At 32.7% G+C, this 17,341-nt stretch carries 19 protein-coding genes and 1 tRNA gene; 13 read left to right on the top strand and 7 right to left on the bottom strand.

Going from position 1 to position 17,341, the window contains the following annotated elements; all coding sequences use genetic code 11:
• Window positions 1-28: 28 nt before the first annotated feature.
• From VOI25_RS06715 to era, 7 genes are all read left to right on the top strand, one after another.
• A complete protein-coding gene (locus tag VOI25_RS06715; RefSeq protein ID WP_323788286.1) occupies window positions 29-1,936 on the top strand; it encodes an ABC-F family ATP-binding cassette domain-containing protein in 1,908 nt (635 codons plus the stop codon).
• An 18-nt stretch (window positions 1,937-1,954) separates the two neighbouring features.
• Window positions 1,955-2,137 (top strand): CPXCG motif-containing cysteine-rich protein, encoded by a 183-nt coding sequence (locus VOI25_RS06710; RefSeq protein ID WP_323788285.1) that lies wholly within the window; start codon window positions 1,955-1,957, stop codon window positions 2,135-2,137.
• A 142-nt stretch (window positions 2,138-2,279) separates the two neighbouring features.
• Window positions 2,280-3,185, top strand: a complete 906-nt coding sequence (locus VOI25_RS06705; protein ID WP_323788284.1) for a Two component regulator three Y domain protein — start codon at window positions 2,280-2,282, stop codon at window positions 3,183-3,185.
• 176 nt (window positions 3,186-3,361) lie between these two features.
• Window positions 3,362-3,434 (top strand) — tRNA-Met (locus VOI25_RS06700).
• Window positions 3,435-3,480: 46 nt separating this feature from the next.
• A complete protein-coding gene (locus VOI25_RS06695; protein WP_323788283.1) occupies window positions 3,481-3,939 on the top strand; it encodes an RNA methyltransferase in 459 nt (152 codons plus the stop codon).
• A gap of 248 nt (window positions 3,940-4,187) precedes the next feature.
• Window positions 4,188-4,346 carry a hypothetical protein gene (locus tag VOI25_RS06690; protein WP_323788282.1) on the top strand — a complete coding sequence of 53 codons (159 nt, stop codon included), beginning with the start codon at window positions 4,188-4,190 and terminating at the stop codon, window positions 4,344-4,346.
• Window positions 4,347-4,473: 127 nt separating this feature from the next.
• Window positions 4,474-5,358 carry a GTPase Era gene (era, locus tag VOI25_RS06685; RefSeq protein ID WP_323788281.1) on the top strand — a complete coding sequence of 295 codons (885 nt, stop codon included), beginning with the start codon at window positions 4,474-4,476 and terminating at the stop codon, window positions 5,356-5,358.
• 1 nt (window position 5,359) lies between these two features.
• On the opposite strand, the gene VOI25_RS06680 is transcribed toward era, so the two are convergent.
• Entirely contained in the window at window positions 5,360-5,878 is a 519-nt protein-coding gene (locus VOI25_RS06680) for a GTP-binding protein (RefSeq protein ID WP_323788280.1), read from the bottom strand.
• A gap of 148 nt (window positions 5,879-6,026) precedes the next feature.
• On the opposite strand from VOI25_RS06680, the gene der reads away from it, so the two are divergent.
• The 3 genes from der to VOI25_RS06665 all read left to right on the top strand — a co-directional run bounded on the left by der (window position 6,027) and on the right by VOI25_RS06665 (window position 8,174).
• On the top strand, window positions 6,027-7,334 hold the full coding sequence (gene der, locus VOI25_RS06675; protein ID WP_323788279.1) for a ribosome biogenesis GTPase Der: 1,308 nt from the start codon (window positions 6,027-6,029) through the stop codon (window positions 7,332-7,334).
• 184 nt (window positions 7,335-7,518) lie between these two features.
• Complete coding sequence (locus tag VOI25_RS06670) at window positions 7,519-7,977, top strand: hypothetical protein (protein WP_323788278.1); 459 nt, start codon at window positions 7,519-7,521, stop codon at window positions 7,975-7,977.
• Entirely contained in the window at window positions 7,974-8,174 is a 201-nt protein-coding gene (locus VOI25_RS06665) for a helix-turn-helix transcriptional regulator (RefSeq protein WP_323788277.1), read from the top strand. The genes VOI25_RS06670 and VOI25_RS06665 overlap by 4 nt, the downstream gene beginning before the upstream one ends.
• Before the next feature lie 76 nt (window positions 8,175-8,250).
• Here VOI25_RS06665 and VOI25_RS06660 read toward each other — a convergent pair whose 3' ends face one another.
• The 5 genes from VOI25_RS06660 to VOI25_RS06640 are packed head-to-tail and all read right to left on the bottom strand — an operon-like array spanning window position 8,251 to window position 11,456.
• Window positions 8,251-9,096, bottom strand: a complete 846-nt coding sequence (locus tag VOI25_RS06660; RefSeq protein ID WP_323788276.1) for a TPM domain-containing protein — start codon at window positions 9,094-9,096, stop codon at window positions 8,251-8,253.
• Between the two features lie 5 nt (window positions 9,097-9,101).
• A complete protein-coding gene (locus tag VOI25_RS06655; RefSeq protein WP_323788275.1) occupies window positions 9,102-9,539 on the bottom strand; it encodes a TPM domain-containing protein in 438 nt (145 codons plus the stop codon).
• A 1-nt stretch (window position 9,540) separates the two neighbouring features.
• The gene (locus VOI25_RS06650) at window positions 9,541-10,143 is read right to left on the bottom strand and encodes a LemA family protein (protein WP_323788274.1); all 603 of its coding nucleotides are present in this window, start codon (window positions 10,141-10,143) and stop codon (window positions 9,541-9,543) included.
• Between the two features lie 12 nt (window positions 10,144-10,155).
• Window positions 10,156-10,485, bottom strand: a complete 330-nt coding sequence (locus tag VOI25_RS06645; protein ID WP_323788273.1) for a MerR family transcriptional regulator — start codon at window positions 10,483-10,485, stop codon at window positions 10,156-10,158.
• The gene (locus tag VOI25_RS06640; RefSeq protein ID WP_323788272.1) at window positions 10,485-11,456 is read right to left on the bottom strand and encodes a M23 family metallopeptidase; all 972 of its coding nucleotides are present in this window, start codon (window positions 11,454-11,456) and stop codon (window positions 10,485-10,487) included. The genes VOI25_RS06645 and VOI25_RS06640 overlap by 1 nt, the downstream gene beginning before the upstream one ends.
• A gap of 153 nt (window positions 11,457-11,609) precedes the next feature.
• Between VOI25_RS06640 and alaS the strand changes: the two genes are divergently transcribed.
• The 3 genes from alaS to VOI25_RS06625 all read left to right on the top strand — a co-directional run bounded on the left by alaS (window position 11,610) and on the right by VOI25_RS06625 (window position 16,389).
• The gene (gene alaS / locus VOI25_RS06635; RefSeq protein ID WP_323788271.1) at window positions 11,610-14,225 is read left to right on the top strand and encodes an alanine--tRNA ligase; all 2,616 of its coding nucleotides are present in this window, start codon (window positions 11,610-11,612) and stop codon (window positions 14,223-14,225) included.
• 24 nt (window positions 14,226-14,249) lie between these two features.
• On the top strand, window positions 14,250-15,602 hold the full coding sequence (locus VOI25_RS06630; RefSeq protein ID WP_323788270.1) for a UDP-N-acetylmuramate--L-alanine ligase: 1,353 nt from the start codon (window positions 14,250-14,252) through the stop codon (window positions 15,600-15,602).
• A 139-nt stretch (window positions 15,603-15,741) separates the two neighbouring features.
• Window positions 15,742-16,389, top strand: coding sequence for a hypothetical protein (locus VOI25_RS06625; RefSeq protein WP_323788269.1), 648 nt, complete (start codon window positions 15,742-15,744; stop codon window positions 16,387-16,389).
• 19 nt (window positions 16,390-16,408) lie between these two features.
• Here VOI25_RS06625 and VOI25_RS06620 read toward each other — a convergent pair whose 3' ends face one another.
• Window positions 16,409-17,308, bottom strand: coding sequence for a DUF4476 domain-containing protein (locus VOI25_RS06620; protein WP_323788268.1), 900 nt, complete (start codon window positions 17,306-17,308; stop codon window positions 16,409-16,411).
• Window positions 17,309-17,341: the final 33 nt, after the last annotated feature.

Raw genomic sequence — 17,341 nt, 5'->3', positions numbered from 1 at the left:
AATAATTTCATTGTAACAAAAGTAGCAAATGCTTAATATTCATAATCTTTCTATTTCTTTTCAAGGCGAATTTCTGTTTGAAGATATTACCTTTAAACTCAGTCCTGGAGATCGCATCGGTTTAATAGGAAAAAATGGAGCAGGTAAATCTACAATGCTAAAAATTTTGTCCAAAGAATTAGAACCAGATTCTGGACAAATAGCAGCTGATAAAAATTTAAGTATTGGTTTTTTAAAACAAGACATTGATTTTGTTGTAGGAAGGACAGTCCTTGAAGAATCCTATGAAGCGTTTAAAGAGATTAAAGAGCTTGAGGCTAAAATGGAAGATGTTAATACCCAATTAGCTGAGCGCACAGATTATGAAAGCGAAAGTTACCATCAGTTGATGGTAGATTTAAATGAGATTCAACATTCTTACGAAATTATTGGAGGTTATAATTATCAAGGAGAAACTGAAAAAATATTACAAGGGCTAGGGTTTAAGCGTGAAGATTTTAATAAACTAACTGATACGTTTTCTGGTGGCTGGCGAATGCGTATAGAGTTAGCAAAGCTATTATTGCAAAGTAACGATGTTTTGCTTCTAGATGAGCCTACAAACCACTTAGATATTGAATCGATTATTTGGCTAGAGAGTTTTTTAAAGAACTATTCTGGTGCAGTAGTCATTGTATCGCATGATAAAATGTTTTTGGATAATGTTACCAATCGTACGATTGAAATTTCGTTGGGCAGAATTTATGATTATCCGAAACCATATTCTAAATTTTTAGTGCTTCGTCAGGAAATAAAGACGCAGCAACTAGCCTCACAAAAAAATCAACAAAAACAAATTGAGCAGACTGAAAAACTTATCGAGAAGTTTAGAGCAAAAGCAAGTAAAGCTACAATGGCTCAGTCGCTTATTAAGAAATTGGATAAAATTGATCGTATTGAAGTTGATGAAGATGATAATAGTGTGATGACCTTAAATTTTCCTGTTTCTGTTGTTCCCGGAAAGGTTGTGGTAGAAGCAGAAAACATTTCTAAACGTTATGACGATAATCAGGTATTAACAGATGTTAATTTAATGATTGAACGTGATAGTAAAACGGCATTTGTTGGGCAAAATGGTCAAGGTAAATCTACCTTAGCTAAAATTATTGTAGGCGAAATTAAGTATCAAGGCCATCTAAAATTAGGTCATAACGTGCAAATAGGATATTTTGCTCAAAACCAGGCAGAATATTTAGATGGAAGTAAAACTGTTCTAGATACCATGATTGATGCAGCAAATGAGACAAATAGAAGTAAAGTACGTGATATTTTAGGGTCTTTTCTATTTCGAGGAGATGAAGCAGAAAAGTATGTTAGAGTGCTTTCTGGAGGAGAAAGAAACCGATTAGCGCTTGCAAAATTGATGTTGCAACCTATTAATGTGTTAATCATGGATGAGCCAACAAATCACCTTGATATTAAATCTAAAAACGTATTAAAGGAAGCCCTAAAAAAGTATGAAGGCACATTAGTTTTAGTGTCGCATGATAGAGATTTCCTTCAAGGCTTGACAAATAAAGTTTACGAGTTTAAAGATGAAAAAATTAAAGAATACTTAGGAGATATTGATTTTTATTTAGAACAGCGTAATGTCGAAAACCTGCGTGAAGTTGAGATGAGAACCGTTGTCAAAGAAACACCTAAGACAACGAATAAACAATCCTACGAAGACCAGAAAAAGCTTAAATCACTTAACAATAAACTGAGTAATATAGAATCAAAAATAAATCAGTTAGAAAAGGAGATTAAAACTAATGATATTGAGCTAGCAACAAATTACGATGAGACGGTTGCTGATGCGACCTTTTTTGATCGATATCAAGCTAAAAAGGAGAAGCTAAAACAACTGATGTCAGATTGGGAATCTGTACAATTAGATCTTGAAGAATTGTCATAATTAACACAAATATTGAACATGAAAGAACACTTTTTTCAATGTCCATATTGTTGGGAAAACATATCAATGCTCATTGATATTTCGCAAATAAAACAGTCTTATATTGAAGATTGTGAAGTATGTTGCAATCCTATTCAGTTGAATATCAGTACTGAAAATAACGAAATTTCAAGTTTTGATGCCCAAAACATTGAACAATAGTCATTTTTTAAATACCTAATAATCAGGAAATTGTGATTTATTCGATGAGTGACATTGCATTTCATCGAAAAAAGTTGGTAGATCGTCGGTATTCTGTTATTTTCGTTATAGTAAATGTGCTCCCTCACAAAAATCTACTATTATGAAAACCGTTAAAATTACATTGCTGTTATGTTTAGTCACGATATTTTCGTTTGCTAATGTTACTTCAAAAGAAAAAGAAGCATTAATTGCTTTATACAATTCAACAAATGGTTCATCTTGGAATACGACATGGGATTTAGAAAGTCCTGTTTCAAATTGGTATGGTGTTTCTATCGAAGACGAAAAAGTTGTTGCTCTTAATTTAGAATTCAATAATCTTGAAGGCCAACTTCCTGAAAACTTAGGAGATCTTGTTAACCTTAGAGAATTAAACTTGTTTAGAAATAATATATCAGGAGCTTTACCAAATTCAATAGGAAATTTAAAAGTTCTTAAAGTATTGAATGTGGCTTTTAATAAGTTAGATGGAGAATTGCCTAGTTCTATTGGTGGTTTAACTTCATTACAAACAATGCAATTATTCATGAACAATATTCAAGGGTCTATTCCTGAGACTATTGGTCAGTTGTCGCAACTTCAAACTTTAGAATTGTACAATAATAAGCTTTCAGGTTTCTTACCAAATTCATTAGGAAATTTGACTAGCTTAAACGAGTTATTAATTAGTAGTAATAATCTAACGGGTAAATTACCTCAAAGTATTGGTAATTTGTCTGAATTGAAAACATTAAGTGTTTTTGATAATAGTTTATTAGGAATAGTTCCTAATGCTATTTCGAGTCTTGTAAATTTAGAAGAATTGGTTTTAGCTAATAATGCATTTTTTGGTAAACTTCCAAAAGACTTAGCTAACTTATCAAACCTTAAAATATTGATGATAGGTAATAATGATTTTAAAGGAGAATTTGCAAATTTAGAAGCTCAGTTTCCAAATATTGTGCAGTTTGATTTTGTAAACAGTAATGATACAAGTGTATTGGCAACTTTAGATATAGAAGATTAATTATTTTATAGTTTTAATTTTGTAAATAACTCTCGACCTTAAAAGTTGAGAGTTATTTTTTTTTAAATTTATTATTGTTAAAATCAAAAAGCATTGTATATTTGCAGTCCTAAATTGATTGAGTCGGCATTATGAACCGAAAGTTAAAAGCTAAGAAAATCATTTTAATATTAAATCGCGGGATAGAGCAGTAGGTAGCTCGTCGGGCTCATAACCCGAAGGTCACTGGTTCGAGTCCAGTTCCCGCTACTAAGAAAACCTCTTGAGAAATCAAGAGGTTTTTTATTTTTGTATCATGAATGATAATTTCAAAAACGAATTCTTCGGAATAGGAATTCAAAACGGAAAAACACCAGAAAACTTAGGTGTGCTTTGGCGATCAGCACAGAATCTAGGTGCTAGTTTTATTTTTACCATTGGCAATCGTTATGCAAAGCAAGCCTGTGATACGCATAATGCAGTAAAATCAATGCCCTATTTTTATTACGATTCTTTTGATGATTTCTTTAACAACTTACCTAAAGGTACACGATTAGTTGGTGTAGAGTTAACTGAAGAAGCTGAAGATTTAGAGGCCTTTCAACATCCTAGACGTTGTGTATATCTTTTAGGAGCAGAAGATCATGGCTTATCTAAACAAGCCATTAAGAACAGTCATTTTTTAGTCAAATTCAAATCGCAGTTAAGCCTAAATGTTTCTGTAGCTGGTAGTATTGTGATGTATGATAGAGGACTTGATAAATTACGAGCGTAAATTTTAAAATTAAATAAAATGTATTGGTGTTTATTAGACTTTCAGAAAAAATACCACACCCTTAATCTGTGTTTAGTTGCACTTTGTCGAAAAACACACGAACCTTTAACAAGTTTAAACATCATAGTTTGTATTAATTACATTTAATTTAGATATTTATTAATCTAGTAGACAACTATGTTTTAATTTGAAAAACAAGGTTGTTGCTATCAAAGTCTAATTACTAATAACTAAAGCAACGTAAAACCATGAAAAAAAACTCATCACAAGATGAAATCACCCGAAAGGATGCATTAAAGAAAATGGGAAAGTATGCAGCTTTGACAGCAATGGGTACTTTCATTATATTAAACCCTAAAAAAGCTCAAGCCTCATCACCACCAGATCCAGGAGGAGGATTAGGTTAATATAAAATTAATCATCTTAAAAAAGCCTATGAAGTTAAAATCATAGGCTTTTTTTATAATCAAATCATGCATGTTATTTATTGTATGATAAAGGTCGTAACTTTGCAGCCACTTTTAAAAGTATACTATGAGTCACAAAGCAGGTTTTGTAAATATAATTGGTAATCCTAATGTTGGGAAATCTACATTAATGAATGCCTTCATTGGTGAAAAATTGTCAATAATTACATCCAAGGCACAAACTACAAGACATCGTATCTTAGGGATTGTAAATGGTGAAGATTTTCAAGTCATCCTAAGTGATACACCTGGAATCATTAAACCAGCTTATGAGTTACAAGCGTCTATGATGGACTTTGTAAAGTCGGCTTTTGATGATGCTGATGTCCTTGTTTATATGGTTGAGATTGGTGAAAAGGAATTAAAGGATGAAGCATTTTTTAATAAAATCACCAATTCAAAAATTCCTGTACTATTACTACTTAATAAAATTGATAATTCTAATCAAGAGCAATTAGAAGAACAAGCAGAATTGTGGCAGAGCAAAGTTCCAAATGCTGAGTTCTTTCCAATTTCGGCTTTGCAAGGTTTCAATGTTCAAAATGTGTTTGATAGAATAATAGAACTACTTCCAGAATCACCAGCGTTCTATCCAAAAGATCAATTAACAGATAAACCTGAACGATTTTTTGTTAACGAAGCCATTCGTGAGAAAATATTAATGCACTATAAAAAAGAAATTCCATATGCTGTTGAGGTTGATACAGAAGAATTTTTTGAAGAGGAAAACATCATCAGAATGCGTTCTGTAATTATGGTAGAACGTGAGACTCAAAAAGGAATAATAATAGGTCATAAAGGTTCGGCTTTAAAACGTGTAGGTGTAGAAGCTAGAAAAGATTTAGAGAAATTTTTTGGTAAACAAGTGCATTTGGAATTGTATGTAAAAGTCAATAAAAATTGGAGAAGCGATCAAAGACAATTGAGACGATTTGGCTACAATCAGAAATAAATTATAATTCTGTGTGAATGCCTTTACTTCTTAACGTATCTCTCATAAAATGATGTAACTGGTGCATTTCCTCCATTCCAGCTTTTTTTCCTAAACGTCCACCAAAGTAGAGCCCAAACCAAATTACAATTGCAAATAAAGTGAAGAACAATTGAAGCGCAAAGCTGTCGCCTAAAGACCAATTGACATAAGCCCAAATTCCAAAGGCTATAAATATTCCAGCCACTAAAAAATGAAGAAACATGAACATAGTCCAAACCGTTGGATTGGGTCCAAACAAACCGTATATAATACTACCTTCTTTATCGGATTCTTTATTTATTTCTAAATGTAATTGAGGTGACCAAAAATGTTGTTTTGCTTTAGGAATTTTAATAAACACATGGTCATCAACTCTTGATACAATAAAATCAGGTTGTGTCCCTTTCTTTTCTTCGAATAATTTTAAGAGCATATCATTATCTTGCTTTACATGAAACTTAAAGCGAGGTCTTAAAACAATAACATTGGTTGTTGACATTTTGATTTAAAATAGAAAGTCAAAGTACTATTTTTTATTCAAAAATGGAATACAATTTATGTTTAACCAAAAAAGTGTGCTACATCAGTACTTATTTAGTACATTTGCAGCCGCTTACAGGATATGTAATGCAGAAAAAAAATAAATTATGAGTAATATAGTTGCCATTGTAGGAAGGCCTAATGTAGGGAAGTCTACTTTTTTTAATAGATTAATTCAACGTCGTGAAGCTATTGTTGATGCCGTAAGCGGAGTAACAAGAGATAGACATTACGGTAAAAGTGATTGGAATGGGAAAGAATTTTCTTTAATTGACACAGGAGGTTACGTTAAAGGAAGTGATGATGTTTTTGAAGCCGAAATTGATAAACAAGTTGAATTAGCCATCGAAGAAGCTGATGCCATTATTTTTATGGTAGACGTAGAAACTGGCGTTACTGGAATGGATGAAGATGTTGCTCGATTACTTCGCAAAGTTGATAAGCCAGTTTTTTTAGCTGTAAACAAGGTTGATAATGGAAAACGTTCTGAAGATGCCGTTGAGTTTTATGCGCTGGGATTAGGCGAATATTATACCATTGCGAGTATTAATGGTAGTGGAACAGGAGATCTTTTAGATGCTTTAGTTGAAGCTTTGCCTGAAAAAGAAGAAGCCGAAGATAAAGATGAACTTCCACGTTTCGCAGTTGTTGGTCGTCCTAATGCAGGAAAATCGTCGTTTATAAACGCACTTATTGGAGAAGAGAGATATATAGTAACTGATATCGCTGGAACAACAAGAGATGCTATTGATACTAAATATAACCGTTTTGGTTTCGAATTTAACTTAGTCGATACTGCAGGTATCAGACGAAAATCTAAAGTTAAAGAAGATCTTGAGTTTTATTCAGTAATGCGAAGCGTCAGAGCTATCGAACATTGTGATGTTTGTTTATTAGTACTTGACGCAACAAGAGGTTTTGATGGTCAAGTTCAAAATATCTTCTGGTTAGCTCAACGCAATCGAAAAGGAATAGTAATTTTAGTAAATAAATGGGATTTGGTAGTAAAAGATACCATGACTACTCGTGATTTTGAAAGAAAAATTAAAGAGGAAATAGCTCCATTTACTGACGTGCCAATAGTTTTTATATCTGTACTTAATAAGCAACGTATTTTTAAAGCAATTGAAACTGCCGTTGAAGTTTATACAAACAGAACTAAAAAAATTAAGACTAGTAAGCTTAATGAAGTTTTGTTACCTATAATAGAAAACTATCCACCTCCTGCTTATAAAGGTAAATTTGTGAAGATTAAGTATGTTATGCAATTGCCTACTCCACAACCGCAATTCGCTTTTTTCTGCAATTTACCGCAATATGTAAGAGATCCTTATAAGCGTTATTTAGAAAATCAGTTAAGAGATCATTTTGATTTTAAAGGGGTGCCAATTAGCGTTTATATGCGTAAAAAGTAATCATCTCAACTAAAAAGATGTAAAGCACTATTCTTAATTTGAATGGTGTTTTTTTTGTTTTTATTATAGTGACTTAAAGCTGTTTGTAAATTTATAATAAATTATTTTTTACAAAAAGTAAAGTAAAGTTTACTTTTTGTAAATTTTTATTTACATTTGTATGTGGATTTTAAAATGAATTATTATGAAAACTAATTATCTCATATCAAATAAATATAAAATACCTGGTTGGATATTACTAATTGTAGGTCTTATAACTGGTGCGTTTTTAATAACTTCTGAATTTGAATCAGATCTTTTAGAGGTAAATGTGCTCGCCATATTTAATGGTGATTCTTTGTTTTCTGATAATGAAGGGTTCTTTAAAATTATTGAAAATAGTATTGTAGATGAAATAATAGCGCTATGCATTATAATTGGTGGTCTAATGGTTGGTTTTTCTAAAGAGAAAGTTGAAGATGAATTTATTTATAAGTTGAGAAAAGACTCTTTAGTTTGGGCCATTATTTTCAATTATATTGTATTAATAATTATGATTGTTTTTATCTATGAATTTACTTTTTTTAACGTGTTGGTCTATAATATGTTTACACCATTATTAGTCTTTATTATTAGATTTAATTTCTTAAAATTTAAGTCATGAAGAATAATATAAAAATTGAACGTGCTAGATATAACATGACTCAAAGTGATCTAGCTGAAAAAATTGGTGTCAGCCGTCAATCAATAAATGCCATTGAAAAAGGGAAGTACGTACCATCAACTTTGTTAGCAATTAAAATTGCAAGACTTTTTCAAATGCCTGTTGAAGATTTATTTATGATAGAAGAAAATGATTAATGTACTTCGTCTTATTTACGTAATGCATACAAAGTTGATAAGGTAAAAACTAATAGCTTAAAGTTTAAGTGTAGGACTACCAACTTCCACCTGCACCACCACCAGAGAATCCGCCACCGCCTCCAAAACCACCAAAGCCACCACCACTGGAGCTTCCACCACCAAAGCCACCGCTTGAACCTCCTCCAAAGCTACCTCGTCCCATATTACTTAAGATAATAGCATCAAGAATACTAGTGCCATCAGTGCGACGACCACCTTTTCCATTGTTTCCACCACGTCTGTTTTTAGAAATAGCAATTAGAAAAATTATAAAAATGATGAATAAAAAAATGAAGATAACATAAGGAAAATCATTTGAATTTGCCTGTCTATTATTTTCATACGCTCCAGATAACACATCAAATATGGCATCTGTGCCTTTATTAAGACCTTGATAATAATCGTCTTTTTTAAACTCAGGAATGATTACATTTCTTATCAATTCGCCTGTAATTCCAGCAGTAAGTCGGTCTTCAACTCCATAGCCAGGTGAAATCCAAATCTTACGATCATCTTTTGCTAATAATATAAATACACCATTATCTTCTTTCGCTTGTCCAATACCCCATTTTTGTCCCCATTTTGGAGTTAATAAACCAATATTTTCTCCTTTAGTTGTTGGTATAATTACTACGATAATCTCAGTAGAAGTTGAATCATTATAATTTTTCAACTTTTCATATAACATTTTATATTCACCTTGAGATAAAGTGCCTGTACTATCTATTACTGGTGGAATAAAACTTGGTTTATCCGGAATATTATATTGAGCAAATAAGGAAGAAACACAAATAAAAAATAGTAAAACAGTAAGTACGTGATTAATTCTTCGTTTTTGAAAACTCGAATTTCTTACCGTACTCTGGATTGAAAGAAACATATTTTTTATCCTTTAGAAATAGTATCCATTAATTCGTTTTTATCTCCATGAATCCAAGGAAAATGAACTTCTAGTTGTTGACCAGCTTTTAATACACCTTCGATAAGTCCTTGTTTAAAATCACCTGTTTTAAAGTGAGATTGCATAACATCTTTTGTGCTATCCCAAAAATTTCCAGGAACAACGTCATTAATGCCTTTATCACCATAAATGACAAATGTTTTATCTTCAACAGCTACATAAATTAAAACGCCATTTTGCAATTTGGTATTATCCATTTTAAGGTAGTGGAATACTTCCATTGCACGTTCAAATGCATCTGTATTTGAAGATTTTTCAATATGTATTCGAATTTCTCCAGACGTGTTTCGTTCTGCAGTTCGAATAGCATCAATGATCTCTTGTTCTTCTTCAGTAGAAAGGAAGTCTTCAATTTTAGACATCTTAATTGTCAAAATCAAATTCTACATCAACTGGTTTGTCAGCTCCAACTTCGGCATCAAAATAAGGCTTATCATCAAAATTTAAAATTCCAGCTAAAAGCGAATTAGGAAATTCTTTCACATGAATATTATAAGGTTTGATAGCTTCATTATAGCGAGTTCTGGCGGTTTGAATTGTGTTTTCAGTACTTGTGAGTTCGTCTTGAAGCTTCAAGAAATTTTGATTTGATTTTAAATCGGGATAACGCTCAACAGTCACTAATAAACTTTTTAAAGCACCACTTAAACCACCTTGAACTTGATTGTACTGAGCTAATTGTTCTGGTGTTACATTTGATGGATCAATATTAATTGAAGTTGCTTTTGCTCTAGCTTCAATAACATCTGTTAACGTTTTACGCTCAAAATCTGCGGCACCTTTTACAGTGTTTACTAAATTGCCAATAAGATCATTACGTCGTTGGTAAGATGTTTGAACATTTCCCCAAGCTTCACTTACGCCTTCATTAAGTTGAACAGCTGTATTATTAAATCCTTTTACCCAAGAATAAGATCCAATTGCAACTAGTGCAATAATGATTACAGGAATGAGCCATTTTTTCATAATAATATAGTTTTAAAGTTGTGTTTTAATTTTTATAAGTTGTGCTTTTATACCTTCTAGTTTATTGATAATATCAAAATTACTTAAGGCTTTTTGTTTTTCTTCTTTTAGATGCGTTTTGGCACCATCAAGTGTAAACCCACGCTCTTTTACTAAGTGATATATAAACTGAAGGTTTTTAATATCTTCAGGTGTGAACTTTCGATTTCCTTTAGCATTCTTCTTTGGTTTAATGGCATCGAACTCTTTTTCCCAAAATCGAATTAAAGAGGTGTTTACGCCAAATGCTTTAGCGACTTCGCCAATATTGTAGTATCGTTTTTCTGGTAAATCTATATGCATTAGTCTAAGGATTGGTTTTCTAAAGAAGCTTTTTCTAACAGTCTTGCATATTCGTCTGCAGACAGGTTTCCGTAGTAAAAATTTATTGGGTTAATACGTTCGTCATCTTTAAATACTTCATAGTGAAGGTGTGGTGCTTCAGATCGTCCTGTGCTTCCTACAAACCCGATTAAATCACCTCGTTTTACTTTTTGATTAGAACGAACATTGTATTTGTATAAATGCGCATAAAGAGACACATAACCATAGCCATGATCTATTCTAATATGTTTGCCATAACCAGATGCATTATTGTCTGCTCGAGCTACAACACCATCACCTGTAGCATAAACTGGTGTGCCTCTAGGAGCCGTGAAATCCATTCCAAAGTGAAACTTTCTAACCTTGGTAAATGGATCGGTTCTATAACCATAGCCAGATGCCATGTGCTTTAAATCTTCATTTTTTACAGGTTGAATAGCAGGTATAGCTGATAAAAATTTCTCTTTATCTTCTGCTAATACTGCAATTTCATCTAAAGATTTTGATTGTACTACAATAGCTTTTTGAAGTAAATCTAAGCGCTTATTGCTCTCAATAATGAGCTTTGAGTTATCATAACCTTCATACTTTTTATATCGGTTAATTCCACCAAAACCAGCTCGTCGTTGTTCTGAAGGTATTGGGTTGGCTTCAAAATATAATCGATAGATAGCATTGTCGCGTTCTTCAACACTTTCTAAAACCGTAAATGCATTATCTACGCGTTTATTAATCAGTTTATATTGTAATTGCAGATTAGCAAGTTCTCTTTTAAGAGCCCTTTCTTTTGGTGATTCAATATATTGACTAGCGATAAAAACAAAAAGAAAACCAAATAAGGCGGATGCTAAAATAAATAACATGGCAAACTTTATCGTTGTTCTTTTTTTACGCTCTATTTTTCGGTAAGAAAGCGTTTCAGAATCGTAATAATATTTTACTTTAGCCATATCTTAAAAAGTTCTATTTTTGCATGAATAATAGAACGACACACAAATATATAAATTGTTTCACACTTTGAAGTCATTTGAACTTTAGTTTTAGAGGTTTTCATTAATTTAGGTGCTGCAATTTGTTAATTTACAAGGATTTAATTTCTTATTATGAAGTCTCAAGACATTCGAAAAACATTTTTAAACTTCTTTAAGGAAAAGAAGCATAGCATTGTACCTTCTGCACCAATGGTGTTAAAAGATGATCCAACTTTAATGTTTGTCAATTCAGGTATGGCACCATTTAAAGAATACTTTTTAGGAAATGCAGAACCAAAAAATAATAGAATTTCAGATACTCAGAAATGCTTGCGTGTTTCTGGTAAACATAATGATTTAGAGGAAGTTGGTTACGATACATATCACCATACCTTGTTTGAAATGTTGGGTAATTGGAGTTTTGGAGATTACTTTAAAAAAGAAGCAATTACTTGGGCTTGGGAACTATTAACCGAAGTTTATGGGATTGATAAAAGTTTACTTTATGTGACTGTTTTTGAAGGTAGTGAAGATGACGATAATTTGCCAATGGATCAAGAAGCTTTTGATTTTTGGAAGGCTTTAATTCCTGAAGATCGTATTCTTATGGGAAATAAAAAAGATAACTTCTGGGAAATGGGAGATCAAGGACCATGTGGACCATGTAGTGAGATTCATGTCGATATACGTTCAGCAGAAGAAAAAGCACAAATTGATGGAAAGTCATTAGTAAATATGGATCATCCTCAAGTTGTAGAAATCTGGAACCTAGTATTTATGCAATACAATCGAAAAGCAAACGGAAGTTTAGAAAATCTTCCAGATAAGCATATCGATACAGGAATGGGTTTTGAACGCTTATGCATGGTGCTACAAGGTGTTCAGTCTAACTATGATACTGATGTGTTTACACCAATAATTAGAGAGATTGAAACCATTACTAATAAAGTCTATGGAAAAAACGAAAAAACAGATATAGCTATTCGTGTGATTTCTGATCACGTTAGAGCTGTTGCATTTTCCATTGCTGATGGACAATTACCTAGCAACACTGGAGCTGGTTATGTGATTCGAAGAATTCTGCGTCGTGCAGTTCGATATGGTTTTACATTTTTAAATAAAAAGGAACCATTCATTTATAGATTAGTAGATGTACTGGTTAAAAAAATGGGACCTGCATTTCCAGAATTAAAAGACCAAAAACAATTGATCGAAAATGTAATTAAAGAAGAGGAAGCTTCTTTTTTAAGAACCTTAGATCAAGGACTTTTACTTTTAGATAGAATTATTAAGAGTACAAAGTCTAAAGAAATTTCAGGAGTAAAAGTTTTCGAACTTAAAGACACCTATGGTTTTCCTGAAGATTTAACCGATTTAATTCTGCGTGAAAAAGGCTATACTTATAATCATGATGAGTTTGACTTAAAACTTAAAGAGCAACAGGAAAGAGGTAAACAAGCCTCTCAGCTTAAGTCTGATGATTGGACCATTTTGCATCATGATGAAGTTGAAGAATTTATTGGTTATGATACCTTAGAAGCACATGTAAAAATTACGCGTTATCGTAAAGTGGTGTCTAAAAAAGATGGAGAAATGTATCAACTTGTTTTTAATATAACACCTTTTTATCCTGAAGGTGGTGGACAGGTTGGAGATAAGGGCTACTTGGAAGATGATCATGGTGATGTGGTTTATATTTTAGACACCAAAAAAGAAAATAATCTTATTATTCATTTTGCGAAGAACTTACCAAAACATAAAGATGAAGTGTTAAAAGCTGTGGTCGATTCAAAACAACGTAATAGAACCGAATGTAATCATACAGCAACACATTTATTGCATCAAGCTTTGCGTGAAGTTTTAGGAACGCATGTGGAGCAGAAAGGTTCTGCGGTGCATTCAAAATATTTGCGTTTCGATTTTTCTCATTTCTCTAAACTTACCACAGAAGAATTAAGAGATGTTGAGAATTTTGTCAATTCACGTATTGAAGGCAAATTACCGTTAGAAGAAAATAGAAGTGTAGCAAAAGAACAAGCAATAGCAGATGGTGCAATGTCATTATTTGGTGAGAAATATGGCGATTCTGTGAGAACGATTCGCTTTGGACAATCTATCGAGCTTTGTGGAGGTACACATGTGAATAATACAGGCGATATTTGGCATTTCAAAATTGTTTCAGAAGGAGCAGTAGCTGCGGGTATTCGTCGTATTGAAGCGATTACGAATGATGCGGTTAAAGATTTCTATTTTGAAAATAATAGAGCGTATTTCGAAATGAAAGACTTGCTTAACAACGCTAAAGAGCCTGTCAAAGCACTTCAAAATCTTCAAGATGAAAATTCAGATTTAAAGAAACAAATAGAAAATCTGCTTAAGGATAAGGCAAAAAACATTAAAGGTGATTTAAAAAATGAAATCACAGAAGTTAATGGCATTCAGTTTTTAGCAAAAAAGATAGATTTAGATGCTTCAGGAATTAAAGATTTATGCTTTGAATTGGGAAGTCAATTTAATAATCTGTTTTTATTGTTTGGAGCCGAGAATGATGGTAAAGCAATTCTATCATGTTACATTTCTAAAGAACTTGTTGCAAGTAAAGGTTTGAATGCAGGAACGATTGTAAGAGAATTAGGAAAACACATCCAAGGCGGTGGAGGAGGTCAGCCTTTCTTCGCAACAGCTGGAGGGAAAAATCCTGAGGGATTAGACAAAGCGTTAAATGCTGCAAAATCCTTTATAGAATAGGCACTAACTTATAAATAATATCTCATGAACGTACATTTTATAGCTATTGGTGGAGCAGCAATGCATAATCTTGCCATCGCTTTACATAATAAAGGCTATAAAGTCACTGGAAGTGATGATACTATTTTTGACCCTTCTAAATCGCGCCTAGAGGCTAAGGGATTATTGCCAGAAACGTTCGGTTGGTTTCCAGAAAAAATCACCAATACTTTAGATGCTATCGTTTTAGGTATGCATGCAAAAGCAGATAATCCTGAATTGCTGAAAGCTCAAGAATTAAGTCTTAAAATATATAGTTATCCTGAGTTTTTATACGAACAAGCTAAGCATAAAACACGAGTTGTTATTGGTGGAAGTCACGGAAAAACTACGATTACATCTATGATTTTACATGTGATGCATTATCATGATAGTGATGTCGATTATATGGTTGGCGCGCAATTAGAAGGATTTGATGTGATGGTAAAGCTCACTAAAGACAATGATTTTATCGTCTTAGAAGGTGATGAGTACTTAAGCTCTCCAATTGATAGACGACCAAAGTTCCATTTATATAAACCAAATATTGCATTGCTTAGTGGAATTGCTTGGGATCATATTAATGTGTTTCCAACGTATGAGAACTATGTGGAGCAATTCTCAATTTTTGTTGATAGTATTGTAAATGGTGGAAGCATCAATTATAATGAAGAAGATTTAGAAGTCAAACGTGTTGTAGAAACGAGTGAAAATACCATTCGTAAACTGGCATATCGTACACCTGAATATCGCGTTGAAAACGGACAAACATTACTTGAAACACCTGAAGGAGATTTGCCAATTGAAATATTTGGAGCTCATAACCTTAATAACCTTGCTGGTGCCAAATGGATTTGTCAGCATATGGGAATTGATGAAGATGATTTTTATGAAGCCATTGCAACCTTCAAAGGCGCAAGCAAACGTTTAGAGAAAATTGCTGAATCTTCAACAAGTGTTGCTTATAAAGATTTTGCGCATTCACCTAGTAAAGTTGAAGCAACGACCAATGCCGTGAAAGAACAGTATAGTAATAGAACTCTTGTTGCTTGTTTAGAATTGCATACCTACAGTAGTTTAAATGCTGAATTCTTAACAGAGTATAAAGGTGCACTGAACGCTGCCGATGTTGCAGTCGTGTTTTATTCACCTCATGCTGTTGAAATTAAAAAACTCGATGAAGTAACTCACGAACAAATTGCCAATGCTTTTGAACGTGATGACTTAATTATTTATACCAATCCAGACGATTTTAAAGACTTTTTATTCTCTCAAAATTTTGATAATAAAGCCTTACTCTTAATGAGTTCAGGAAATTATGGAGGTTTAGATTTTGATGAGGTGAAGAAGTTGTTTTAGTTTTTTGTTATTCTGAACTTGATTGTTTTGCACCTTAAGATTTTCTATTATTGTGTTCATGAATCTTTGATTTCAGAATGGTATTAATGTTTGCAATAATCTCAATTTAGTATCTTTATTTTTTAATCAATTAATTCGTATGAAACGTATTCTTATCATAGTAAGCATGTTAGCTCTTATATACTCATGCTCGACAAACAATGATTCCTCAACACCAGATGTTCAAGAGGAGAATTTCTATGCCTTAACTGTTGGGAATTCTTGGGAATATAGATGGTATTTATACACTCCTGAAGAAGGATTAAGTCCTAATTCGGTAACAGAATCAATTTCTATAATTGGCACTGAAGACTTTAATAACAATTTATATTATAAGTTTAAAAAGGTGGTTTCTGGAAATGATGGGTCTAATCCAACTTACCCAAGTAATGGGGAATATTTTGAGCATTATAGAGATTCATTAGGCTATTTAGTTCATAGCTCGGGAGCAATCTTATTTGTTAATAATACAATTGATGAATTTTTTTTATATGAAACGAATGTAGGATTTCCACTTACTGCTTATGCTAAACTTTCTGAAGGTAATTTCGACTTTACAACAGAAGCAGGAACTTTTGATTGCTTAGAAATGAGAATTCGATTTGAAAATCCAGACTATGAAATCCCTGGAGTTAACAAACGTTACTACGCAGAAGGTATTGGACTGATAAAGGATGAAGAAGTCTTTCTTGCTAGTCCAGATGGCGCAGGATATCAAAGACGTCTTGAATCTTATAGCGTGCAGTAAATTCTATTTATACCTTGATTTAGTGTCCTAAAGATTCAATATACTCGTTGAGCTCATCAATGGTCATTTCAAATTCAAATGCGTTGTTCACTTTCCAGTAGTTTTCTGGATTAAAGCAATACGAATAAGCAAATTTCGCATATTCTAATCTTGTATCTTCAAAATCAAATAGGCTTGTAATGTGCGCTATTTGACCAGAATTCAGACAATTTCCTTTCGTAATTTGTTTAGCTAGTGTTAATTTAGAATCTGAAAATGTTTTGCTTTTTATTGATTCAAGTGCCTGATTGAAATCAGGGCGAGACATTTCAAAACAACCAGAATCTTCAACAATCACAACATCAGTTGGTCCTCCAATGGTAGTTGTAGTGGTTTGTGTGGTCGTTGTAGATGATCCAGAATTAACATTAATTCCAACACCAACATTTGTTCCACCTGCATTTACACCAACACCAATATTAATTTGGTCACCATTTCCTGATGACGTCGTTGTAGTGGTTTGTGTAACGGTTTGAATAGGAGGAAGCGCAACAGTATTGTAACGAATCACAGATACATTGCTTGGAGGAGGTAAGATATTCTGAAAAGGTGTAAATGAATAGTAACGCAATTTTCTACCACGTTTCGTATTTTTAATTTTATAAACCACTTCACCTCGTCTATTGTCTACATCTACAACCATAAGATGTCTCTTTTCAAGTTCAGGAATAGTTTTATCGGCAAATATGATTTGAGTATCGTAATACTCATGGACCAAATAATCTACAGCAATGTTTACTACAGGTTCTTCATTTTGTCTGATGCCATTCAGAATCACATAAAATGGATCTCCATCTTCTGAGAAAATTGTTAATCGAGATTCCTGTGCTGAAGCAAATAAGCTTACGAGTAAAACGGCTAGAATGGTAATTTTTTTCATGTTAGTTGATTTTTTAAAAACTATAGCTTTTCA

It is taken from the genome of Psychroserpens sp., assembly GCF_034670085.1.
Classification (GTDB): Bacteria; Bacteroidota; Bacteroidia; order Flavobacteriales; family Flavobacteriaceae; genus Psychroserpens.
This window is presented reverse-complemented; position numbering and strand designations above follow the sequence as displayed.